Raw genomic sequence first — 21616 nt, 5'->3', positions numbered from 1 at the left:
TTCGCATTTGCTCCTTCGGCCGCCCGGCCTGCTTCAAGGTGTCCGGGGTGCCGGAACTCAGAGCATCCGAAAATCGGCGTGTGAAGATCGAGGAACGGGAACAGCCCTGTTCACAGGCGTGAAAGTCGTCAACCCGAGTGGCCTGATGAGCGCCAACAGGACTCGTGGGTCAGGTGCGACGACACTGGTGGTGTCCTGGTTACGGAAGGTTCAGGAGTGGTCTAGGTCGGGTTTCGGGTCCGCGTCGGCCCGGAAATTGCCGAGCGCGAAGCGTTGGAGCACCTCGTAACGCGGTCGGCCGCGGGCTCCCTCGCCCAGGTGGGAAGCGATCAGGGCGACCTCGTCGAGCGCGAACTCCGGGCTGCGGTAGGCCTCCAGGACCCGCAGCCACCGGGTCGCCTCGAACGGCCTGGCCGCGCGCGCCAGGGTCAGGTGCGGCGTGAAGCGCTCCCCCGGAACCGCGACGCCTGCCTTGGTCGCGGCGGCGCGGCACCCGGTCGCGAGCCGGTCGAGCTCGACGCGGTCGTCCACCTCGACGCGCGCCCAGAGCACCTTCGCGCGGCCGGGGTTCGGGAACGCGCCGCCGCCGGCCAGGGCGAGCGTCATCGGAGCCCGCTTACGAGCGGCACGCACGAACCGATCGCACAGGTCGTCGTAGACGCGCTCGGCCACCGCCGGCAGGAACGCCAGCGTCAGGTGCCACTGCTCGGGCGCCGCCCACCGCAGACCGCGGTCGGCGTCCCGGCGTACGGCGAGGAACTCGTCGAGATCCTCGACGACGTTCTCGGGCGGCAGCGCCGCCACGAACATCCGCTGCGTCATCGACTCCTTCGGATCTCGGGTCAGAAGCCGAGGTCGCGGCCGATGAGCTCCTTCATGATCTCGTTGGAGCCGGCCCAGATCTTGGTGACGCGGGCGTCACGCCAGGCCCGGGCGACCCGGTACTCGTTCATGTAGCCGTAGCCACCGTGGATCTGCACGCAGTGGTCGATGACCTCGTTCTGCACCTGCGAGGTCCAGTACTTGGCCTTCGCTGCGTCGGTCGCGGTGAGCTTGCCGCTCGCGTGCGCGACCACGCACTGGTCTAGGTAGGCCTCGGTCACCTCGATCTTGGTGACCTGCTCGGCGATGAGGAACTTGTTCCACTGGAAGTTGCCGATGGACTGGCCGAACGCCTTGCGGTCGTGGGCGTACTGGACCGTCTCGAGCAGGATCTGCTTGGCGTGCGCGATGTTCGCGATCGCACAGTTGAGGCGCTCCTGCGGCAGGAACTGCATCATCGAGATGAAGCCGGTGTCCAGCGGGCCGATCAGGTCGTCGTTGCTGACCCGGACGTCGACGAAGGAGAGCTCGGCGGTGTCGGACTCCGGCTGCCCGACCTTGTCGAGCTTGCGACCCAGCGAGAAGCCCGGCTTGCTCGTGTCGACACCGAACAGCGAGATGCCCTTCGCCTTCTTCTCCGGTGCGGTCCGGGCGGCGACCACGACGAGGTTCGCGCTGTACCCGTTGGTGATGAACGTCTTGGAGCCGTTGATGACCCAGTCGTCGCCGTCCTTGACCGCGGTGGTCTTGAGGTTCGCGAGGTCCGAGCCGACCGACGGCTCGGTCATGCCGATGGCGCCGAGGATCTCGCCCGCGGCGTACGCCGGCAGCCAGCGCTTGCGCTGCTCGTCGTTGGTCAGGTGCACCAGGTACGGCGCCACGATGTCGGCGTGGATGCCGACGCAGGAGGCGAGCGCCATGTTGACCTTGGCCATCTCCTCGGTGAGCACCGCGTTGAAGCGGTAGTCGCCGGCCTCGGCGCCGCCGTACTCCTCGGGGATCTCCAGACCGAGGAAGCCCTGCTTGCCGGCCGCGAGCCAGAACTCGCGCGGCAGCGCGTGGTTCTCGGCGTACTCCTCGACGTGCGGCGTCACCTCGCGGTCGAGGAACTCCTTCACCGAGGAACGGAAGGCTTCGTGGTCGTCGTCGTAGATCGTGCGCTCCATGCGCTCATCGTAGAACCCGCGAGTAACAACGTCGCTGCCAACCTTTTCGCTGGGACGGGCGTCCTAGTCTTCGACGGGGTCAGGAGAGGAGGAGGGCACTCGGATGACGCTCACCAGGCGTGAGGTGCTGCTGCTCGGCGTCGGCGTGCTCGCAGCGTCCACCGGGTGTGCTGAGAAGAGTCCGTCCAGCCCTGCCACGACGCCCCCGGCGTCGACCCCTCCGACCCCGTCGACCAGTCGCACCGCGACCTCGGGTCCTGGCTGGTCCCAGCTCGCCCGCCACGTGGACGGCACGCTGGCGCGACCGGGCTCGGCCACCTACGACCAGGCGCGGCTCACCGAGAACCCCCGGTACGACGGCGCCCGGCCGCTCGCCGTCCTCACCGCGGCGAACGCCGACGACGTGGCGACCGCGCTGCGGTTCGCGCAGGACAACGGCCTCCCGGTGGCGATCCGCTCCGGCGGCCACAGCTACCCGGGCTGGTCCGCCGGGGCGGGGCGGCTGGTGATCGACTGCCGACGGCTGTCCCGGGTGACGCTGAACGGCACCACCGCAACGATCGGCGCAGGTGCCGCGCTCGCCCCGGTGTACGCCGCCATCGCCGACCGCGGCCGGGCGATCCCCGGCGGCTCGTGCGCGACCGTCGGCATCGGCGGCCTCACCCTCGGCGGCGGCGTCGGGGTGCTGACCCGGGCACTCGGCCTCACCTGCGACTCGGTCACCGGGCTGCAGGTCGTCACGGCCGACGGACGGACCCGCACCGTGGACGCCCACCACGACCCTGATCTCTTCTGGGCGCTGCGCGGTGGCGGTGGCGGCCACCTCGGGGTCGTCACCTCGTTCAGGTTCGCGACCGCACCCGCGCCCCGGCTGCAGACGTTCTACCTCTCGTGGCCGATCGCCGCGGCCCCGCAGGTGATCCAGGCCTGGCAGGCCTGGGGGTCGTCAGCGGACGCGCGACTGTGGTCGACCCTGAAGGTGCTCGGCGGTGCCACCCACCCGTCCGGCCCCACGATCCTGGTGGCCGGGACCTGGACCGGCGCGGGCTCGCCCGACCTGTCCGGCCTGCTGACCCACTGCCCGAAGCCCTCGACCCACACCACCACCCCGCGCACCTACGCCCAGGCGATGGCGTCGTACGCCGGCTGCTCGTCGATCCCGGTCGCGCGCTGCCACACCGGCCCGGGAGGCGACCTCGACCGAGAGGCGTTCGGCGCCACCTCGCACATCGGCTACCGCGCCCTGCCCGCCGCCGGCATCGGCACGCTGCTGGACCACGTGCACGACGCGGGCACCGAGCTCAAGGAAGCCGGCATCTCGATGGACCTGCTCGGCGGGAAGGTCGCCGACGTCGACCCGGCGTCGACCGCGTTCGTGCACCGCGAGGCGTTGATGACCGTGCAGTACACCGCGACGTTCACCGGAGCACGCGCCTCGGCCGCGGACACCTTCGTCCGCGGATTCCGGTCCGCGATGACGCCCTACTGGGAGAACCACGCCTACGTGAACTACGCCGACGCGAAGCTCGCGGATCCGCTCGCGGCCTACTTCGGCGCGAACGCGACCCGCCTGGCCCAGGTGCGCAGGACCTATGACCCGCACCGGTTCTTCACCCAGCCGCAGGGCTACTGAGCCGGACCGTTTGAGAGTGCGGCCAACCGCGTAAGGGTCTGGGGTGAAGGGTTTCCTCGGGTTGGTCCTGCTCGCCGTCGCCGGCTGCGGCACGGTGACGATCCCCGCGGCCCGCCCACCCGTCTCGCCGGCGAGCTCGGCTTCGGCACCGACGACCACCCCGTCACCCAGCGTCACCACGAAGAAGCGGGCAGCGCCGCTTGGAACCGCGCCCCCGACCTGGCTGGGCACGCGACCGCTCCCGCGGACCTCGAGCGGCTTCGGCCTGCAGAAGCCGACCCCGCCGGAGCTGCGCAACCGCCGGTTCACCCTTCCGGACCGGCTGCCGATGCTGCCGGGGACCGGCTTCGCGGCCCGGATCACCGACCCGGCGCCACGCTCGGTGATCCGGCGCTCGACCTGGCAGCACGGCTGCCCGGTGCGGGCCGGTGACCTGGCCTGGATCCGGCTGACCTTCCGCGGCTTCGACGGCCACCGCCACACCGGCGAGCTGCTGGTGAACGGCGCCGTCGCGCGCGACCTGGTCCGGGTCTTCCACCAGCTGTGGGACCACCGCTTCCCGATCGAGCAGATGGTGATCACCGGGCGTTCTCAACGCCACGCCCGGCCGACCGGGGACGGCAACGACACGGCCGCCTTCAACTGCCGCCCGGTGCGCGGCGCCACGGTCCTCAGCCAGCACGCGTACGGCCTCGCGGTCGACGTGAACCCGTTCCAGAACCCCTACGAGAAGGGGAGCCTGGTGCTCCCCGAGCTGGCCGGCGCGTACACGAACCGGTCCTGGCGCCGGCCCGGGATGATCCTTCCCGGAGGCGTGGTCGTGCGCGCCTTCCGGAGCATCGGCTGGACCTGGGGCGGGACCTGGCACAGCCTCAAGGACCTGCAGCACTTCAGTGAGAACGGTGGTTGACTCAGCCGTTGTGCTACGCGCGCTACACCGCAGCCTCGTCGGACACCGGCCTGGTCTCGTCCCTGCTCCTGGAGACCGAGCCGCGCCGTTTCGCCGTCCGGCACCAGCTCAACCAGCAGTCGGTGACCACGGTGCTGGACGGGATCTCGCTGGCCGAGCTGCCGCAGAGCCTGTTCCTCGAAGCCGGACTGTTCGCCGAGCCGAACCTCCGCACGCTGGACGCGCTGCACCTGGCCTCGGCGATCAGGCTCGAGGTCGACGAGCTGGTGACCTTCGACGTCCGCAGGGCCCAGGCGGCCCGAGAGCTCGGCCTGCACGTCACCGTGCCGGCCGCCGACTAGGACTCGTCAGCCCCGAAGCAGGTCCTCGAAGTCGCCCATCGCAGCCAGGTCCCGGTCGAACTGGTCGAGGCGCGCCGTCTCGGGCCGAGCTGCCACCAGCGTCGCGAGCTCGCCGGCCGCCCGCTCGATGCGGCGCTCCAGGTCCGTGCCGCCGAAGTCCTCGCTCGCCGCGAAGACGCCGGTGGGGACCACGACCGCGTGCAGGTAGCTGAACAGCGGCCGCAGCGCGTGCTCCAGCACGAGGCTGTGCCGGGCGGTCCCGGCGGTCGCGCCGACCAGCACCGTGGTGCCGTCGAGCGAGCCGGTCTCGAGGACGTCGAAGAAGGTCTTGAAGAGTCCGGAGTAGGACGCGCTGAACACCGGGGTCACGGCGATCACCGCGTCGGCCTGCGCGACGGCCTCCTGCGCCCTGGCCAGCTCGGTGGAGGCGAAGCCGGTCAGCAGGTGGTCGGTCAGCGCGTGCGCCAGCGGGCGCAGCTCGACGTGGGTCACCTCTGCCTCCTCGCCCAGCGCGGCGACGGTCGCGTCGCCGAGCCGGGTGGCGAGCAGACTGGTCGAGCTCGGATCGGAGAGGCCGGCCGAGACGACGACGATCTTCCTCATCGCAAACTCCCTTCGGTGTCCGGGGTTTCGACGGGCTCAACCACCGCGGGCTGATCCTCGTGCTTGCGCAGCTCGGCGACGACCTCGCCCAACAGGTCGAGCTGGGCCAAGACCTTGTCCAGCGGCATCCCGGCGTGGTCGACGAGGAACAGCTGGCGCTGGTAGTTGCCGGCGTACTCCTTGAAGGACAGCGTCCGCTCGATGACCTGCTGCGGCGACCCGACGGTCAGCGGGGTCTGCTCCATGAAGTCCTCCAGCGACGGCCCGTGGCCGTAGACCGGGGCCACGTCGAAGTAGGGCCGGAACTCACGGACGGCGTCCTGGCTGTTGCGGGCCAGGTAGACCTGTCCGCCCAGTCCGACGATGGCGTCCTCGGCCTTGCCGTGGCCGTAGTGCTCGAACCGCGCCCGGTACAGGGCGACCATCCGGGCGGTGTGCTCGGCGGGCCAGAAGATGTGGTTGGAGAAGAACCCGTCGCCGTAGTACGCCGCCTGCTCGGCGATCTCGGGGCTGCGGATCGAGCCGTGCCAGACGAACGGCGGGGTGCCGTCCAGCGGTCGCGGGGTGGAGGTGAAGGCCTGCAACGGGGTGCGGTACTTGCCCTGCCAGTCGATGTTCTCCTCGCGCCAGAGCTTGTGCAGCAGCGCGTAGTTCTCGATGGCCAGCCCGATGCCCTCGCGGATGTCCTTGCCGAACCACGGGTAGACCGGGCCGGTGTTGCCGCGGCCGAGCATGAGGTCCATGCGGCCGTCGGCCAGGTGCTGGAGGTACGCGTAGTCCTCGGCGATCCTGACCGGGTCGTTGGTCGTGATCAGCGTGGTCGAGGTGGAGAGCTTGATCCGCTCGGTCTTCGCGGCGATGTGCGCCAGCAGCACCGGCGGGTTGGCCGGCGCGGCGAAGGGCGGGTTGTGGTGCTCTCCGGTGGCGAACACGTCCAGGCCGACCTCCTCGGCCTTGAGCGCCAGCGCGACCGTGTCCTTGATCCGCTGGTGCTCGCTCGGCGTCCGGCCGGTGGTCGGGTCCGTGGTCACGTCGCCGACGGTGAAGATGCCGTATTCCATGGGTCCTCCTGATTAGTTAACTATTCAACCACATGGTCGAGCTCGGCATTCCCGGTGGTCTACCCGCGCGTAACCGGCCCTCCGGACGCGTCGTTGAGCCACCATGCGCCGCATCCTCACCCGCCGTATCGCTCCGGTCGCCGCCCTCGCCCTCTCCGCCGGCCTCGCCGGTACCGTCGGACTCTCGCCCAGCGCGACCGCCGACACCAGCTACTCGGTGACGACGCTGCACTTCAAGGTCAACACCGGCCCCGACGGCGCCACTCCCTGCGACATCGTCGGCGACCTGTACCTGCCCAACAGCGCCAGCCCGACCAGCCGGGTTCCCGCGATCCTGACGACCAACGGCTTCGGCGGCTCCAAGGACGACCAGGCCGGCATCGGCAAGGCGTTCGCCCAGCGCGGGTACGCCGTCCTCTCCTACTCGGGCCTCGGCTCCGGCGGATCGACCTGCAAGATCACCCTCGACGACCCCGACTTCGACGGAGTCGCCGGCTCGCAGCTGGTGAGCTACCTCGGAGGTGCGCCCGGGATCGCGTACACGGACGCGGCCCACACCACCTCGGCACCGGTGCTCAACTCGATCGTCCACGACGCGCTCGACCACGACGGAGTGCCGCAGACCTACGACCCGCGGGTCGGCATGGTCGGAGGCTCGTACGGAGGTCAGATCCAGTTCGCGATCGCCGGGGTCGACCACCGGGTGGACACGATCGTCCCGATCATCACGTGGAGCGACCTGACCTACTCCCTCGGTCCGAACAACACGAACCAGACCACCGGCGTCACCACGGCGAACTCGGGCACCACCAAGCTGACCTGGGGTCTGCTGCTCACCTTCGACGGCATCTCCCAAGCCTTCGCGCACGCACCGGAGGACCCGAGCCGACTGTTCCCGTGCGCCGGCTTCGCCACCTGGGTCTGCCCCGCCCTGATCAACGCCGGCGGGCTGGGGTACTTCGACAGCGCCTCGCAGCAGCACCTGCGGCACGCCTCGGTGGCGTCGTACCTTCCGAAGATCAAGGTGCCCGTCTACCTGCTCCAGGGCGAGACCGACACCCTGTTCAACCTCAACGAGGCGATCGCCAACTACAACGGCCTGAAGGCGCAGGGCACCCCGGTCAAGATGATCTGGCAGTCGTGGGGCCACTCCGGCGGCCCGGCGCCCGGCGAGATCGACCTGAGCAACCCGGACCCGTCGGCGCAGTACGAGACCGGTCTGATCAGCAACTGGTTCGACCACTACCTCAAGGACAGCAACGTCAGCACGGGTCCGCAGTTCGCCTACTTCCGCGACTGGGTGCCCTACACCGGTAACGCCGCCCCGGCGTACGCCACCTCCCCGACCTTCCCGGTGGGGACCACCAAGAACTACTACCTGACCAGCAAGCAGGGGCTGACCACCAACCTGCTCGGGATCGCCAAGAGCAACCAGCTGCTCACCACCGTGCCCGCCGGGCTGCCGGCCGAGTTCGGTTCCCTGGACGCGATCGGCTCGGCGTTCGCGCCGCGCCCGGAGGTGGACGTGCTCGGGACGTACGCCGACTACATCACCCCGACGCTGACCCAGAAGGTCGACGTGGTCGGCTCGCCGAAGCTCACCCTGAAGGTCACCTCGCCGTCGGCACAAGCGACCCAGGGCGCCGGTGAGCCCGGCCAGCTCGTCCTGTTCATCCGCATCCAGGACGTGCCGCCGGGCAACACCTACCGGGGCAACGACATCCGCTACCTGACGGCGCCGGTGCGCGTCCCCGACGTGAGCCAGCCGTTCACGGTCACGCTGCCGGCGTTCGTGCACCGGTTCGCGGCCGGGCACAAGATCCGCCTGGTGATCTCCGGCAGCTCGCTGAACTACCGCGGCGGCCTGGTGGCCAACCCGGTGGCGATCACCACCGGTTCAGCCGGCCAGGTGCTCAAGCTCCCGGTGGTGAACTGATGGACCGCTCTCGCCTTCACGCAGTCCGTACCGATCCCAGAAACGGCGGAGCGGGGCGGGTGCCCACCAGTTCCATCTGCCGAGCAGCTTCATCGTCGCGGGCACGAGCAGCGCGCGGACGATGGTCGCGTCGACGAGCAGTGCGACCAGCATGCCGACGCCGATCATCTTCATGAACACGATGCCGCTGGTGGAGAACCCGCCGATCACCACCGCGAGCAGGAGCGCGGCCGAGGTGATGATCCGCCCGGTCTTCTGAACCCCGACCGCGACCGCGTCGGTGTTGCGCTCCGCCTCGGTCATGCCGCTGCCGGCGGTGCGGTCCCACTGCTCGCGCACCCGGCTGAGCAGGAAGACCTCGTAGTCCATCGACAGGCCGACGAGGATCGCCAGCATGAAGATCGGCTGGGTCGCGTCGAGGAACCCGGTCGAGGTGTAGCCGAGGAAGCCCTCGAGGTGACCGCCGGCGAAGATCCAGGTGATCACGCCGAAGGACGCGCTGATCGACAGCATGTTCATCAGCACGGCCTTGATCGGCAGCACCACCGAGCCGAACGCCAGGAACAGCAGCACCAGCATGACCATCACGATGATCAGGCCCATCCAGGGCAGGTGCGACTTGATCGACGCGAGCAGGTCGACGGTGTTCGCCGAGAGCCCCCCGATCAGCACGTGCTCGCCGTCGGGACCCTGGATGGCGCGCAGGTCCTTGACCACCTGCCGTGAGACGTCGGTCTGGCTGTTGCCGGACCAGGTCGCGCGCAGCAGCGTCTCGCCGCCCTTCTGCTCCACGGTGCGCACGTCGAGCACGCCGGGTACGTCCTCGGCCTGCTTCACGTAAGCGCTGACCGCACGGGCACTGTCGGTGTCGAGCAGGACGTTGGCGGTCGACTTCTCCTGGCCGAACTCCTGGTTCAGCTTCTCCGCGGCGACGTGCGCCGGGTGGTCCGGGGGCAGCACCCGGTAGTCGACCGAGCCCCACTTCACGCCGAGGAACGGGGACGCGACCAGGAGCAGACCGCCGATGATCACGGCCATCACGATCACCGGGCGACCCATCACCGCGTGCGCCAGGCGGGCCCAGGCACCGTGGTCGTTGTCGACACCGACGGCGCGGTTGCGGCGCCACGGCATCCGGCCGGCGTCGATCCGACGGCCCAGCAGGATCAGGATCGCGGGCAGCACGGTCAGCGCGGTGGTCACGCCGACGAGCACGGCCGCGATGCCGCCGTACCCGAGGCTGCGCAGGAAGTTCTGCGGGAAGACCAGGAGCGCCGACATGGCAGCGGCAACGGTGAACCCGGAGAACAGCACCGTGCGGCCGGCGGTCTGCAGCGTCGCCCGCATGGCCGTGCGGGACGCACCCGGCTCGTCGGGCAGGACCGCGAGCTCCTCGCGGAACCGGCTGATGATGAACAGCGCGTAGTCGATGGCCAGACCCATGCCAAGCAGCGAGATCACGTTGATCGAGAACACCGAGACCTCACCGAAGAGGGTGATCAGCCGGACGACCGCGAGCGCGCCCAGCACCGAGATGGCGCCGACGAGGACCGGCATCGACGCGGCGACGAGGCTGCCGAAGATCAGCAGCGACAGGATCAGCACGATCGGCAGCGTGATCGCCTCGGCGCGAGCCAGGTCGGAGCTGACGGTCTCGTTGACGCCGCTGTAGACGGCCCACGGCCCGGCGATATCGGCCTCGAGGTCACCGTCGGTCTTCTTCAGCGCCGGCATCACCAGGTCGTTGTTGTCGCTCTGCTGGGCCTGGGTCTCGCCGGTCAGCGACACCAGCACCTGGACGGCGTGCTTGTCGGTGCTGACCATCCCGGGGTCCTTGGTCTGCCAGGGCGTCAGCACGGCCGTGGTGGTCCCTCGCGGGATCCCGGCGAGCGTCTTCTCGACCTCGGCCTGGAACTGCGGGTCGGACGCGACCAGGTCCTTGCTGCGGTAGATCGCGATCACGTCGACGTTCTTGTTGCCGAAGACGGCCCGCTCGTGGGCGAGCTCCTTGGCCGAGTCGGACTTGGGGTCGTCGAATCCGCCCTTCCCGAGGGAGTCGAAGACGCCGAGCCCGAAGGCGGCGGCCGCGATCGTGACCAACAGGCCGGTGACGAGCACGAACCTCGCCCGGGTGAGCAGGAACTGGATCCAGCGGTTCAGCATGACGACTCCTCGTGGAAGGTTTACACCGTTAACTGTAAACGGTGTAAACTATGATTCGTCAAGTCAGTTGTGAAAAGTTCTTCGACGACGAGAGGCAGGTCACGTGACCGTCACCGAAGCGCCGACCACCCGGCAGCAGAACCGCATCGACACCGAGGCAAGGATCGTCAGTGCGGCGCGGAGCCTGCTCGCCGACGGTGGTGAGGTGACGCTGCGCGCGGTGGCCCGTGAGCTCGGGCTGACCGCCCCCGCCCTCTACCGGTACGCCGCCAGCCACGAGGAGCTCGTCCGGATGATCGCGATCGCGATCGACGGCGAGGTCGCCGGCAAGATCGCCGCAGCTGCCGCTGCCCAGCCGGCCGACGACCCGGCCGCCCAGCTGATCGCGGCCTGCGTCGAGTTCCGCCAGTGGGCGCTGGGCAACCGCAAGGAGTTCGCGCTGATCTTTGCGAACGTCGACGTCGAGTGCATCAAGGAGTACGACGGCTCCAGCGGGATGGTCTTCTCCGGCCTGCTGGTCGCGCTGTGGGAGGCGTACCGCTTCCCGGTGCCGGCGTTGGCCGACCTGGAGCCGGGGCTGGCCGCGATCCTCGAGGTCCCGGACGCCCCCGTCGACCCGGCGATGAAGGGCGACCTGGCCGGCCTGGTCTGGACGCTGACCCAGGGTTGGTCGCGGCTCTACGGCACCGTCACGCTCGAGGTCTTCGGCCACGTCGACGCGCGCCTGGTCGAGGAGGGCTACCTGTTCCGCTCGATGATCGCGGACCAGGCCGAGCCGCTCGGGCTGAAGCCAGAGCTCGACCGCCTTCAGGATCTGATCGGACAACTTCTCGTCGCTGGTTGAGAGTCTGGGAGGCTCAGACAATGTTCGGTCGGCGCCGCGAGTCAAACCTCCAGCGGGAACTTCGCGTTACCGATGATCTGGAGCGTTGGGTTCGCGACGAGATCTACCGTGTTCGAGCAGGTGGACGGCGAGCTTCTGCGACCACAGCCATCGCCGCAAGCGCGGCTGAGAAGACCTTCCGAATCGTCGAAGACCTACCGGACCTGCAGAACCAAACCAGCACGCTGTGGCACGCCCACCTAGACCGAGTCTGGGAGTACCTGGGTGGTGACGACGCCCAGCACTACGCAATCTCCGGCGCGCTGGCTGAGTTCCTGAGCAGCCCGCTGAATCACAATGAGGGCCAGGACGGGCCGGATGATTTCGATCGTCCGCAAACTGTCGCCGCCTACTCGGCGGCTCTCGCTGCCATCGCGTGGGGCGTCGATTTCGCGACCACGGCCGTAGCGCAAATCTTCGAGTCCATCGACCAGAAGTACGCCGGCGACCTTGGGAGCGAGGAGCGATGGGTGGAGGTACAACGAGAGGTGGACTCCGTCCGCCGTGTCGTCACCATGGTGGTGGAGTCCGCGAAGTTACCTGGAGCCAGGTTCACCCCTGAACTCCTCGCCGCGATCCGCTCCTGAGCCTTCCCCGCGCGGTCGGTAGACGCAGGATCAGCGCGCCTGCCAGAGCCCCATCAGGTTGCCCTCGACGTCCTTGAAGTACGCCGCGTAGCCCATCTCGCCGACCTCCTGGCGACCGACGAGCTTGCTGCCGCCCAGGGCCTCGATCTTGTCCAGGGCTGCGTCGATGTCCTCGACGTCGATGGTGATCACCGGGCGGTCGGTGGGCGACTCACGCTTGAGCATGCCGCCGCCGATGAAGCCGACCTCGGCCGGGAAGCCCTCGTCCGTGGTCGGCCCGGTCTGCACGATCGTGTAGTGCATGTCCGGGATCTCGTTGACCACCCAGCCGAAGGCATCGGCATAGAACTTGCGGGCCCGGTCCCCGTCGTCGAAGGGGATCTCGAAGTGCACGACGCGTCCGCTCATGGGAGGCAGCCTAGCCGTCAGCCGAGCGCCGCGGCAGCCGCGCGACCGGCCGTCCGGCCGGAGAAGATGCACCCACCCAGGAAGGTGCCCTCGAGCGCGTTGTAGCCGTGCACGCCGCCGCCACCGAAGCCCGCGACCTCACCCGCGGCGTACACGCCGGGCAGCGGAGTTCCGTCGGGCTGGAGCACCCGTGCGTCCAGGTCGGTGTGCAGACCGCCGAGCGTCTTGCGGGTCAGGATGTTGAGCCGGACCGCGATCAGCGGGCCGTTCTTCTCGTCGAGGAACTTGTGCGGGCTGGCCACCCTGATCAGCTTGTCGCCGCGGTAGCTGCGGTGCTGGCGCAGGTAGGTGATCTGCACGTCCTTGGAGAACGCGTTGTCGAGCTCGCGGTCGCGCTCGGTGATCGTCCTCGTCAGCCCCTCGACGGTGATCAGGTCGTTGCCGGCCACCTTGTTCATCCCGGCGACGAGCTCGCTGACGTTCTTCGCGACCACGAAGTCCTCGCCGTGCTGCTTGAACGCCTCCACCGGACCGGGTGCGCCGGCCTTGACCCGGGAGAGCAGCAGCTTGATGTCCTTGCCGGTCAGGTCCGGGTTCTGCTCCGAACCCGAGAGCGCGAACTCCTTCTCGATGACCTTCTGGGTCAGCACGAACCAGGAGTACTCGTACCCGGTGCGCATGATCTCGCCGAGGGTGCCGAGGGTGTCGAAGCCGGGCAGGTACGGCGCACCGAACCGCTCGCCGGTGGCCGAGAGCCACAAGGACGACGGGCCCGGCAGGATCCGGATGCCGTGGTTGGCCCAGATCGGGTTCCAGTTCCGGACGCCTTCGCAGTAGTGCCACATCCGGTCCGGGTTGATGATCTCGGCGCCTGCGGCCTCGGTGATGAACTGCATCCGGCCGTCCACGTGCGCAGGGACGCCGGCCACCATGAACTTCGGCGGCTGGCCGAGTCGGTCGACCGGCCACTGCTTGCGGACCTGGTCGTGGTTGCCGCCGATGCCGCCCGAGGTGACGATCACCGCCTGCGCGGCGTACTCGAAGTCACCGACCGACTCGCGGTTGGAGGCCTCGCCCCGCTCCATCGAGTCCGGAGCCAGCAGAGTCCCCCGAACGCCGGTGACGGTGCCGTCGGTCTTCACCAGCTCGTCGACCTGGTGGCGGTTGCGCAGCTCGACCAGACCCTTGCCCATGGCCTCGCGGACCCGGCGCTCGAACGGAGCGACCACACCCGGGCCGGTCCCCCAGGTCAGGTGGAAGCGCGGGACCGAGTTGCCGTGCCCACCCGCGAGGCCACCACCGCGCTCGGCCCAACCGACGACCGGGAAGACCCGAAGGCCCTGGTCGTAGAGCCACTGCCGCTTCTCGCCGGCAGCGAAGCCGACGTACGCCTCGGCCCACTTGCGCGGCCAGTAGTCCGACTCGCGGTCGAACTGCGCGCTGCCCATCCAGTCCTGGAGCGCGAGGTCGTAGGAGTCCTTGATGCCCATCCGGCGCTGCTCGGGGCTGTCGACCAGGAACAGCCCGCCGAGCGACCAGAACGCCTGGCCGCCGAGGCTCTGCTCCGGCTCCTGGTCCAGCAGCAGGACCTTCTTGCCCGCGTCGGCGAGCTCGGCGGTGGCGACGAGCCCGGCCAGGCCGGCTCCTACGACGATGACGTCAGCATCCATACTCCGAGGGTGACACATTCTCGATGTGTCACACAAGCGGCTAGGCTGTCGCCATGGTCACTCCCCCGGACGCGTACGCCGCCGCGACGCGAACCTACGTGGCCGGCGAACGACTGGACATGCGGGAGCTGGCCGGGGAGCTGGCGATCTCCCGCAACACGCTCTACCGATGGACCGGCGGCCGAGAGCAGCTGCTCGCCGACGTGATCTGGGACCTATCCGAGAAGGCCATCGCCGACATCTGGGCCGGCACCTCGCGCCGCCGCGGGGCGAGCCGGCTGCGGGAGGCGCTGCGCCTGTACCTGGAGACCGTGGTCAGCTCCGAACCGCTGCACGCCTTCCTCCGCAACGAGACCCACGCCGCGCTACGCCTGCTCACCGCTCGCGGGCCCTTCCAGGACCGGCTCGTCGCCGAGGTTGCCCGGCTGATGCAGGCGGAGGCCGACCGCTGCACCTGGACCCCGCGCGGGCCGGTCGACACCCTGGCGTACGCCGTGGTCCGGCTGATCGAGGGCTTCGTCTACAACGACGCCATCGTCCAGCAGGACACCGCCGTTGACGACGCCATGACTGTCATCGACCTGCTGCTGGCCTGATGACGTAATGAAGGTGCCCTTGCCATGTCCGTAGACAATGAAGCAGCGGGAGGCAGAGCGCATGAATGTGTTGCAGAGCGTGGCGAGTCTTGGGGTGGCCTTCCTCGCCGGTGGCGCGGCCTGGAGTTACCTGGTGCGGCATCCGTTGCGCTCGCGCGGTGACCAGGGTGACCAGGCCGACTAGGGCGGTCAGGCCAAAAACCAGCGATCGACCTGCTGCTCGCCTGACTAGGGTGTCGGCATGGCTGACTCCGAGCTCGGTTCCGGACCGGTCCTGCGCGACCCGGCCAACCTGGTTTCACCTCGAGCCCGCATCGTCTGGCGGACGGGCGCGGCCATCCGCGCCCTGGTCCCGTTCGTCGTGGCCCTGGTCCTCCAGCTGACCGGTGCCTGGGACCTTCCCCTCTGGGTGTGGATCATGTACGCCGTGGTCGCGCTGGCCGACGTGGTGCTGATGCCGATCTACCGCTACCGGGTGCACCGCTGGGAGACCACGGCCACCGCGGTCTACACCCAGACCGGCTGGATCGCCCGCGAGCGCCGGATCGCTCCGATGTCACGGGTGCAGACCGTCGACCTCGAGCAGAGCGTGGTCGGCCGCGTCCTCGGGCTGGCGACCGTCACCGTCACCACCGCTTCGGCAGCCGGCCCGCTGCGCATCGAGGGCCTGGACCGGGTCACCGCCGAACGCCTCGTCGACGACCTCACCCGGCGGGCCGAGGCCGAGGGCGGCGACGCCACGTGAGCGAGCCCGTCAGCGAGCCCGTCAGCGAGCCCGTCAGCGAACTCCGCCACGACGCGGAGTGGCGCCGCCTCGACCTGCGGATGCTGCTGGTGCACCCGGTCAACGAGGTGATCCGGTTCCTGCCGGTCATCATCGGCATCTTCGTGCTCGGTTCCGGGGGCGAGAACGGCGGGCCGTGGCACTACATCGGGGTCGCGATCCCGATCGCGATCGGCCTGATCCGCTTCGCCAGCACCAAGTTCCGGATCACGCCCGGGCAGATCGAGCTGCACCGCGGCATCCTCGGCCGCAACGTGCTCACCGCTCCCCTGGACCGGGTCCGCACCGTCGAGCTGACCGCCACCCTGATCCACCGGCTGCTCGGCCTGGAGAAGGTCGAGATCGGCACCGGCAGCGCCAAGAAGGGCGGCGACTCCCGGCTGGTGCTCGACTCCCTCGGTCGCGAGGAGGCTCAACGGCTGCGCACCGAGCTGCTGCACCGCGCGCCCGAGGTTTCGACAGGCTCAACCAGCCCAGGAACCGCTGCTGGGCCGGCCGCAGCGCCGGCGAGCCACGTCATCCTCCGCTTCGACCCTCGCTGGGTCCGCTACGCGCCGCTGACCTCCTCGGGCGTGCTCATCGCCGTCGGTGCACTCGGCGCCGTCGGAGGTCCGCTCGCGGGCAGCAACCTGATCTCCGACATCGCCAACTCGGACGCGGTCAGCAGCCTCGCCGACGTGGCCGTCTCCGTCCTGGTGCTCAGCCTGGTGGCCGGGTTCGTCGTCCTCTCCGCGATCCTGGCCAGCGGTGGCTACCTGCTCCAGAACTGGGGCTTCACGCTGACCCGCGAGGACCGCTCCCGCACCTACCACGTACGCCGGGGCGCGCTGACGACCCGCGAGACCACGATCGACCTGGACCGGCTGCGAGGCCTGGAGGTGCACGAACCGCTAGGACTGCGACTGGCCGGAGCCGGCCGGCTGAACGCGATCGTCACGGGTCTGGACCGACGCTCGGAAGGCAGCTCGCCGATGGTCCCGGCGGCACCGCGACCGGTCGTGATCGGGGTCGGTGAGCACGTCCTCGCCGAGGCCGGGCCGCTGCACGCGGACCTGGTCCAGCACGGCCCAGCGGCGCAGCGCCGCCGCTACATCCGGGCGATCGTCCCGCTCGCCCTGGTCCCGCTGGTCCTGCTGCTCCTGGTGCTGCTCGGCCCGACGCCGTGGTGGTGGGTCGTCCTGACCGCGCCGCTCCCGGTGCTCGGCGTCCTCCTCGCGCGGGACCGCTACCAGCGGCTCGGACACGCGCTCACCCCGGCGTACGTGGTGATGCGGTGGGGTTGCTTCCGGGGTCGTCGGGACGCGCTGCAGCGCACCGGCGTCATCGGCTGGAACATCAAGCAGACGTTCTTCCAGCGCCGGGCCGGACTCGTGTCGCTGACCGCGACAACCGCGGCCGGCCGGCAGTCCTACGAGGTGCTCGACGTCGAGGAGGCCACCGCCGTGGCGCTCGCCGACGCAGCCGTTCCCGGCCTCGTCAGCCAGTTCCTGGTCAGATCAGCTTCTTGAAGATCGGCATCGGCGCGTGCTTCATGACGACGCCGAGCGGCGCCCAGGGCAGCGCCGGCACCGAGGCCGAGCCGACCTCCCGCTCGATCGCGGAGACCATCGACTTCACCCCGTCCTCGGTGGAGGCCATCATCGGGTTCTTCTTGCCGTCGATGCGGTCGTTCATCTCCGAGGCGATGTAGCCGGGGTAGAGCACGGTGACCTTGATCGGCTTGCCGTACAGCTCGGCGCGCAGACCTTCGGCGAGGTGGGCGACGCCGGCCTTGGTGGCGGCGTACGTGGTCAGCGTCTTCGGCATGCCGCGCACCGCCGACATCGAGCTGATCATCACGAAGTGCCCGGCGTTCTGCTCGCGGAAGATCTCCATCGCCGCCTCGGACTGGCACAGGGCGGCGACGAAGTTCGTCATCGCGGTCTCGCGGTTGGCGTAGTACTTGCCGGTGCCGAGCGGCGCGCCCTTGCCGAGGCCGGCGTTGATGATGATCCGGTCGATGGTGCCGAAGTCGGCCTTGAACGCCCGGAAGACCTCGAAGACCTGGTCGTCGTCGGTGACGTCGAGCGCCCGGAGCTCGACCCGCCGGTTCGGGTCCGCGGCGAGGATCTCGGCCTTGAGCGAGTCCAGCTTCTCGGTGCGCCGGGCGCACAGCGCGAGGTCGTAGCCCTTGGCCGCGAACTGCCGTGCCATCTCGGCCCCGAGGCCGCTGCTCGCGCCGGTGATGAGGATCGCCCTGCTTGAACTGTGCTGTGACATGGGGTCGCCTATCGGTAGGTGACGGCGCCCGCGACGCCGTCGAGGTGGGACTGGTCGTTGTAGGTCAGCAGGTTCAGGCCGCGCGAGCCCGACACCAGCCGGGTCAGCGCCGAGTTCACGGCCATCCGGTTCAGCCGCGTCCAGAGATCGGCGCTCCCGCCCTCGGCGAGGACCTCGGAGACAGCCCAGCCGATCGGTCCCCCCGAGGTGAAGACGGCCACGGTCCCGTCGAACAAGCGCACCCGCTCGAGCGCCTCGTGCACCCGGGCGCTGAAGCCGGTGAAGGTCTCGGCGTACTCGCGGTCTGCGCCGGCGATCCAAGCACCGGTCGCCTCCTCGAAGATCAGCTGGAACTGGGCCTTGGTCGGCTCCGGGCCGTACTCGTGCGGGTGCACCGCCAGGACTGAGAGGAAGTCGAACTCGTCCCAGCCCGGATCGACCGTCGCAGCCGCGGACCACCCGGCCGCGGCGGCGCAGGTCTCGGCCGTCTCGCGGTGCCGCCGCATCGTCCCGTGCACCACCGCGTCAGCGACGATCCCGCGCGCCCCTAGTGCCTCGCCGAGCATCCGGGACTGCTCGAAGCCGAGCGGCGAGAGCGCGTCGTAGTCGGCCGAGCCGAACGACGCCTGGCCGTGCCGGACCAGCAGGATCTGACCCACGCTCAGGCGCCTCCGCCGATGATCCGCAGGCAGCGGTCCTCGTAGTAGGGCATGGCCTGGCCGAACGCGGCGTACATCGGGTTGGTGGTCTGGCCGTGGAAGTAGCGGTAGTAGATCTGCTGGGCGATCACGGCGAAGCGGAACAGCCCGTAGACCTCGTAGAACTTCCACTGCTCGGGGGTGACCGAGTAGCCCATCTGCGCGCAGTAGTACTCCACGAACTCCGCGCGGCTGAACATGCCGGGCAGGTTGCTGGGCTGGCGGCGTACCAGCTGGAAGCCCTCGTCGTCCTCGGGCGTCACCCAGTAGGCGAGGTTGCCGCCGAGGTCCATCAGCGGGTCACCGAGGGTGGCCATCTCCCAGTCCAGGACGCCGATGATCCGCGCCGGCTCGCCGTCGAGGATGCCCTTGTCGAGCACCGCGTTGTCGAAGCGGAAGTCGTTGTGGATCACGCAGTTCGCCACGTCGGCCGGCATCGTCTCGGCCAGCCAGCTCATCACGCCCTCGAAGCTCGGGGCGTCCGAGGTGATCGCGTTGCGGTAGCGGGTCGACCAGCCGGTGATCTGCCGCTCGACGTACCCGCTGCCCTTGCCGATCGCCGCGACCTCCGGGATCGAGGTGTCCACCCGGTGCAGCTGGATCAGGGTGTCGGCGAAGGTGGTGCAGAGCGCCCGCGCAGCACCCTCGTCGAGCTCGAGACCGGGCGGCAGGTCGCGACGCGGGATGACGCCGTCGAGCCGCTGCATCACGTAGAAGTCCGAGCCGAGGACGGACTCGTCGTCGCAGAAGGCGACCATGTCCGGCACCAGCCCGAAGGGCGCCTTCAGCGCCGACTGCACCCGGAACTCGCGCCCCATGTCGTGCGCGCCCGCTGCCTTCTTGCCGACCGGCGGCCGGCGCAGGATCAGGTCCTGGTCCGCGGTGCGCAGGGAGTAGGTCAGGTTCGAGGCGCCGCCGCCGAACTGCTGGATCTCGACCTCGCCCGCGAGGTCGACCCCGTGCCCGGCGAGCCATGCCCGGACCGCCTCGAGGTCGAAGGCGTCCTCGGAACGGACTGCGGATGCTCCTTCGATCTGCGTCATGACCCCATCGCGTTCAGCCGGGCGGCTTGGTGCCGCATCACCTGGTTGTAGCCGTCGCGGTCCGCGACCTTGAGCCCGTACGCCGCGCGCGCTGCCTCGTCGGGAAGGATCACCTCGTCGCCGGCCTCGATCCCGGCGAGCACCGCCGCGGCGATGTCGTCGGCGCTCGTCGGTGAGTTCGCGACGAGCGCCCCGATCACCGAGCCGATCGCGACGTCGGTCCCCTGCATGTTGTCGATGAGCGGCGTGCGGAAGTACGACGGGCAGACCACGCTGACCTTGATCCCGAACTCGGCGAGCTCGTGCCCCATGGTCTCCGAGAACGCGACCACCGCGGCCTTCACCGCGTTGTAGGAGCCCATCCCGGCCGGGTGCACGAGACCCGCGAGCGAGGCGGTGTTCACGATGGTGCCGCTGCCCTGGGCCTTCATCAGCGGGACGAAGGCACGAGTACCGCGGACGACGCCGAACAGGTTGATCTGGGTGATCCACTCCCACTCGTCCATCCCGGCCACGTCGACCCGGCCGCCACCGGCGACGCCGGCGTTGTTGAAGAGCAGGTCGAGCTCGCCCCACTTCTCCAGGACCCGCGCGTGCGCCGCGGCCCAGTCGTCGTCGGAGCGGACGTCGAGGGTCAGGTACTCGACCCCGTCGAGCGGCTCGGCGGGCGGGTTCACGTCGGCGCTCAGCACCTCGTCACCGCGGGCGACCAGGGCCCGGCACAGCGCAGCACCCAGCCCGGAAGCCCCGCCCGTCACGAGCGCACGCATCAGAGGTGCTTGCCGATCTCCAGCCGGGCGACCACGCCGCGGTGCACCTCGTCAGGTCCGTCGGCCAGCCGCAGGGCGCGCGCGTTGGTCCACATCGCCGAGAGCATCGAGTCCTGGGCGAGTCCGCCACCCCCGTGCACCTGGATGGACATGTCGATGACCTGCTGAGCGACGTTCGGCACGATCACCTTGATCTGGCTGACCTCGGACAGCGCGTTCAGCGGGCCGCCGACGTCGAGCTTCCAGGCCGCGTTCAGGACCAGCAGCCGGGCCTGGTCGATGGCGATCCGGGCGTCCGCGATGCGCTCCTGGTTGCCGCCGAGCTTGACCAGCGGCTTGCCGAACGCGGTCCGCGAGGTGCCACGCTTGATGGCGAGCTCGAGGGCGACCTCGGCCTGGCCGATCAGGCGCATGCAGTGGTGGATGCGGCCCGGACCGAGACGGCCCTGGGCGATCTCGAACGCGCGTCCCTCGCCGAGCAGGATGTTGTCCTTCGGCACCCGGACGTTGTCGAACGAGACCTCGCCGTGGCCGACAGGCTCGTCGTACACGTTCATCGTCGAGAGCATCCGCTCGATCTTCACGCCCGGGCTGTCCAGCGGCACCAGCACCATGGTGTGCCGGTGGTGGCGGTCGGCGTCGGGATCCGAGAGCCCCATGAAGATCATGATCTTGCAGTCCGGGTGTCCGACGCCGGTCGAGAACCACTTGCGACCGTTGACCACGACCTCGTCGCCGTCGACGACCGCGGTGGCCGCCATGTTGGTGGCGTCGGAGGACGCGACGCCCGGCTCGGTCATCCCGAACGCCGAGCGGATCTGCCCGTCGAGCAACGGCTCGAGCCACTGCTTCTTCTGCTCGTCGGTGCCGTACTTGAGCAGCACCTCCATGTTGCCGGTGTCGGGTGCGTTGCAGTTGAAGACGTACGGCGCCAGGAAGGTCGCCCGCCCCATCAGCTCGGCCAGCGGCGCGTAGTCGGTGTTGCTCAGGCCGGCCCCGCCGTGGGTGCCGAACTGCTCGGCGTACGGCTGGTCGTGGCCGACCGGCAGGAAGAGGTTCCAGAGCCCCTGGGCCCGCGCCTTGGTGCGGAGCTCGGCCATGATCGGCGACTCCGCCCAGGTGCCCGACTCCCGCGCGGCGGAGACGTCGTGGTGGTACTCGGCCATCCGCGGCTCGATCTCGTCACGGACGAATGCGGAGACCAGCGCGGTCAGCTCGGCAGCGCGCGGCGAGGGAGAGAAATCCATGACGATGACAGTAGCGCTGTCACGGTTCCGTCGGAA

The 21616-nt window shown here is 69.5% G+C and carries 21 protein-coding genes; 9 read left to right on the top strand and 12 right to left on the bottom strand.

Going from position 1 to position 21616, the window contains the following annotated elements; all coding sequences use genetic code 11:
- Nucleotides 1-210 precede the first annotated feature (210 nt).
- Both thpR and EFL95_RS18990 read right to left on the bottom strand, forming a co-directional pair.
- On the bottom strand, nt 211-822 hold the full coding sequence (gene thpR / locus EFL95_RS18995) for an RNA 2',3'-cyclic phosphodiesterase (RefSeq protein WP_123235682.1): 612 nt from the start codon (nt 820-822) through the stop codon (nt 211-213).
- A gap of 20 nt (nt 823-842) precedes the next feature.
- Complete coding sequence (locus EFL95_RS18990; protein WP_123235681.1) at nt 843-1988, bottom strand: acyl-CoA dehydrogenase family protein; 1146 nt, start codon at nt 1986-1988, stop codon at nt 843-845.
- Between the two features lie 103 nt (nt 1989-2091).
- Here EFL95_RS18990 and EFL95_RS18985 point away from each other — a divergent pair, with 103 nt between their 5' ends.
- From EFL95_RS18985 to EFL95_RS18975, 3 genes are read left to right on the top strand one after another with little or no spacing between them, the layout of a single operon-like run.
- On the top strand, nt 2092-3621 hold the full coding sequence (locus tag EFL95_RS18985) for an FAD-binding oxidoreductase (RefSeq protein WP_123235680.1): 1530 nt from the start codon (nt 2092-2094) through the stop codon (nt 3619-3621).
- Between the two features lie 43 nt (nt 3622-3664).
- Nucleotides 3665-4531, top strand: coding sequence for a M15 family metallopeptidase (locus EFL95_RS18980; protein ID WP_221176510.1), 867 nt, complete (start codon nt 3665-3667; stop codon nt 4529-4531).
- Nucleotides 4528-4872 (top strand): PIN domain-containing protein, encoded by a 345-nt coding sequence (locus tag EFL95_RS18975; protein WP_123235679.1) that lies wholly within the window; start codon nt 4528-4530, stop codon nt 4870-4872. The genes EFL95_RS18980 and EFL95_RS18975 overlap by 4 nt, the downstream gene beginning before the upstream one ends.
- 6 nt (nt 4873-4878) lie before the next feature.
- Here the strand turns inward: EFL95_RS18975 and EFL95_RS18970 are convergent, their stop codons facing one another.
- Nucleotides 4879-5475 (bottom strand): FMN reductase, encoded by a 597-nt coding sequence (locus EFL95_RS18970; protein WP_123235678.1) that lies wholly within the window; start codon nt 5473-5475, stop codon nt 4879-4881.
- A complete protein-coding gene (locus EFL95_RS18965) occupies nt 5472-6536 on the bottom strand; it encodes a CE1758 family FMN-dependent luciferase-like monooxygenase (RefSeq protein WP_123235677.1) in 1065 nt (354 codons plus the stop codon). Before EFL95_RS18965 ends, EFL95_RS18970 begins: the two co-directional genes overlap by 4 nt.
- 103 nt (nt 6537-6639) lie before the next feature.
- Between EFL95_RS18965 and EFL95_RS18960 the strand changes: the two genes are divergently transcribed.
- Nucleotides 6640-8472, top strand: coding sequence for a CocE/NonD family hydrolase (locus tag EFL95_RS18960; RefSeq protein WP_123235676.1), 1833 nt, complete (start codon nt 6640-6642; stop codon nt 8470-8472).
- On the opposite strand, the gene EFL95_RS18955 is transcribed toward EFL95_RS18960, so the two are convergent.
- Nucleotides 8434-10635 carry an MMPL family transporter gene (locus EFL95_RS18955; RefSeq protein WP_123235675.1) on the bottom strand — a complete coding sequence of 734 codons (2202 nt, stop codon included), beginning with the start codon at nt 10633-10635 and terminating at the stop codon, nt 8434-8436. The two genes, EFL95_RS18960 and EFL95_RS18955, sit on opposite strands and share 39 nt — an antisense overlap.
- Before the next feature lie 103 nt (nt 10636-10738).
- Between EFL95_RS18955 and EFL95_RS18950 the strand changes: the two genes are divergently transcribed.
- Together EFL95_RS18950 and EFL95_RS18945 are read left to right on the top strand one after the other, a co-directional pair.
- Nucleotides 10739-11479 carry a TetR/AcrR family transcriptional regulator gene (locus tag EFL95_RS18950; RefSeq protein WP_123235674.1) on the top strand — a complete coding sequence of 247 codons (741 nt, stop codon included), beginning with the start codon at nt 10739-10741 and terminating at the stop codon, nt 11477-11479.
- 20 nt (nt 11480-11499) lie between these two features.
- On the top strand, nt 11500-12105 hold the full coding sequence (locus EFL95_RS18945; RefSeq protein WP_123235673.1) for a hypothetical protein: 606 nt from the start codon (nt 11500-11502) through the stop codon (nt 12103-12105).
- Nucleotides 12106-12135: 30 nt separating this feature from the next.
- On the opposite strand, the gene EFL95_RS18940 is transcribed toward EFL95_RS18945, so the two are convergent.
- Together EFL95_RS18940 and EFL95_RS18935 are read right to left on the bottom strand one after the other, a co-directional pair.
- Nucleotides 12136-12513 carry a VOC family protein gene (locus EFL95_RS18940; RefSeq protein ID WP_123235672.1) on the bottom strand — a complete coding sequence of 126 codons (378 nt, stop codon included), beginning with the start codon at nt 12511-12513 and terminating at the stop codon, nt 12136-12138.
- A 17-nt stretch (nt 12514-12530) separates the two neighbouring features.
- Nucleotides 12531-14183, bottom strand: coding sequence for an FAD-binding dehydrogenase (locus EFL95_RS18935; protein ID WP_123235671.1), 1653 nt, complete (start codon nt 14181-14183; stop codon nt 12531-12533).
- Between the two features lie 53 nt (nt 14184-14236).
- Here EFL95_RS18935 and EFL95_RS19660 point away from each other — a divergent pair, with 53 nt between their 5' ends.
- From EFL95_RS19660 to EFL95_RS20095, 3 genes are all read left to right on the top strand, one after another.
- Nucleotides 14237-14779 (top strand): QsdR family transcriptional regulator, encoded by a 543-nt coding sequence (locus tag EFL95_RS19660; protein ID WP_183407271.1) that lies wholly within the window; start codon nt 14237-14239, stop codon nt 14777-14779.
- A gap of 241 nt (nt 14780-15020) precedes the next feature.
- On the top strand, nt 15021-15524 hold the full coding sequence (locus EFL95_RS18925; RefSeq protein ID WP_123235670.1) for a PH domain-containing protein: 504 nt from the start codon (nt 15021-15023) through the stop codon (nt 15522-15524).
- Nucleotides 15521-17071, top strand: coding sequence for a PH domain-containing protein (locus EFL95_RS20095; RefSeq protein WP_123235669.1), 1551 nt, complete (start codon nt 15521-15523; stop codon nt 17069-17071). The genes EFL95_RS18925 and EFL95_RS20095 overlap by 4 nt, the downstream gene beginning before the upstream one ends.
- Here the strand turns inward: EFL95_RS20095 and EFL95_RS18915 are convergent.
- From EFL95_RS18915 to EFL95_RS18895, 5 genes are read right to left on the bottom strand one after another with little or no spacing between them, the layout of a single operon-like run.
- Entirely contained in the window at nt 17055-17822 is a 768-nt protein-coding gene (locus EFL95_RS18915; protein WP_123235668.1) for an SDR family oxidoreductase, read from the bottom strand. The genes EFL95_RS20095 and EFL95_RS18915 overlap by 17 nt on opposite strands.
- 8 nt (nt 17823-17830) lie before the next feature.
- On the bottom strand, nt 17831-18481 hold the full coding sequence (locus EFL95_RS18910) for a histidine phosphatase family protein (RefSeq protein ID WP_123235667.1): 651 nt from the start codon (nt 18479-18481) through the stop codon (nt 17831-17833).
- A gap of 2 nt (nt 18482-18483) precedes the next feature.
- Entirely contained in the window at nt 18484-19563 is a 1080-nt protein-coding gene (locus tag EFL95_RS18905; protein WP_123235666.1) for a phosphotransferase family protein, read from the bottom strand.
- Entirely contained in the window at nt 19560-20333 is a 774-nt protein-coding gene (locus EFL95_RS18900) for an SDR family NAD(P)-dependent oxidoreductase (protein WP_123235665.1), read from the bottom strand. The genes EFL95_RS18905 and EFL95_RS18900 overlap by 4 nt, the downstream gene beginning before the upstream one ends.
- Entirely contained in the window at nt 20333-21580 is a 1248-nt protein-coding gene (locus EFL95_RS18895) for an acyl-CoA dehydrogenase family protein (protein ID WP_123235664.1), read from the bottom strand. The genes EFL95_RS18900 and EFL95_RS18895 overlap by 1 nt, the downstream gene beginning before the upstream one ends.
- Nucleotides 21581-21616: the final 36 nt, after the last annotated feature.

The sequence above is a fragment of the Nocardioides marmorisolisilvae genome, assembly GCF_003725775.1.
Classification (GTDB): domain Bacteria; phylum Actinomycetota; class Actinomycetes; order Propionibacteriales; family Nocardioidaceae; genus Marmoricola; species Marmoricola marmorisolisilvae.
This window is presented reverse-complemented; position numbering and strand designations above follow the sequence as displayed.

Bases quoted from the DNA above. Each gene is read 5' to 3' on its own strand.
- EFL95_RS18960 (WP_123235676.1), top strand. From the start codon at position 6,640: ATGCGCCGCATCCTCACCCGCCGTATCGCTCCGGTCGCCGCCCTCGCC.
- EFL95_RS18940 (WP_123235672.1), bottom strand. From the start codon at position 12,513: ATGAGCGGACGCGTCGTGCACTTCGAGATCCCCTTCGACGACGGGGAC.
- EFL95_RS18935 (WP_123235671.1), bottom strand. From the start codon at position 14,183: ATGGATGCTGACGTCATCGTCGTAGGAGCCGGCCTGGCCGGGCTCGTC.
- EFL95_RS18905 (WP_123235666.1), bottom strand. From the start codon at position 19,563: ATGACGCAGATCGAAGGAGCATCCGCAGTCCGTTCCGAGGACGCCTTC.
- thpR (WP_123235682.1), bottom strand. From the start codon at position 822: ATGACGCAGCGGATGTTCGTGGCGGCGCTGCCGCCCGAGAACGTCGTC.
- EFL95_RS18925 (WP_123235670.1), top strand. From the start codon at position 15,021: ATGGCTGACTCCGAGCTCGGTTCCGGACCGGTCCTGCGCGACCCGGCC.
- EFL95_RS18945 (WP_123235673.1), top strand. From the start codon at position 11,500: ATGTTCGGTCGGCGCCGCGAGTCAAACCTCCAGCGGGAACTTCGCGTT.
- EFL95_RS18900 (WP_123235665.1), bottom strand. From the start codon at position 20,333: ATGCGTGCGCTCGTGACGGGCGGGGCTTCCGGGCTGGGTGCTGCGCTG.
- EFL95_RS18955 (WP_123235675.1), bottom strand. From the start codon at position 10,635: ATGCTGAACCGCTGGATCCAGTTCCTGCTCACCCGGGCGAGGTTCGTG.
- EFL95_RS18970 (WP_123235678.1), bottom strand. From the start codon at position 5,475: ATGAGGAAGATCGTCGTCGTCTCGGCCGGCCTCTCCGATCCGAGCTCG.
- EFL95_RS18990 (WP_123235681.1), bottom strand. From the start codon at position 1,988: ATGGAGCGCACGATCTACGACGACGACCACGAAGCCTTCCGTTCCTCG.
- EFL95_RS18895 (WP_123235664.1), bottom strand. From the start codon at position 21,580: ATGGATTTCTCTCCCTCGCCGCGCGCTGCCGAGCTGACCGCGCTGGTC.
- EFL95_RS19660 (WP_183407271.1), top strand. From the start codon at position 14,237: ATGGTCACTCCCCCGGACGCGTACGCCGCCGCGACGCGAACCTACGTG.
- EFL95_RS18915 (WP_123235668.1), bottom strand. From the start codon at position 17,822: ATGTCACAGCACAGTTCAAGCAGGGCGATCCTCATCACCGGCGCGAGC.
- EFL95_RS18965 (WP_123235677.1), bottom strand. From the start codon at position 6,536: ATGGAATACGGCATCTTCACCGTCGGCGACGTGACCACGGACCCGACC.
- EFL95_RS18985 (WP_123235680.1), top strand. From the start codon at position 2,092: ATGACGCTCACCAGGCGTGAGGTGCTGCTGCTCGGCGTCGGCGTGCTC.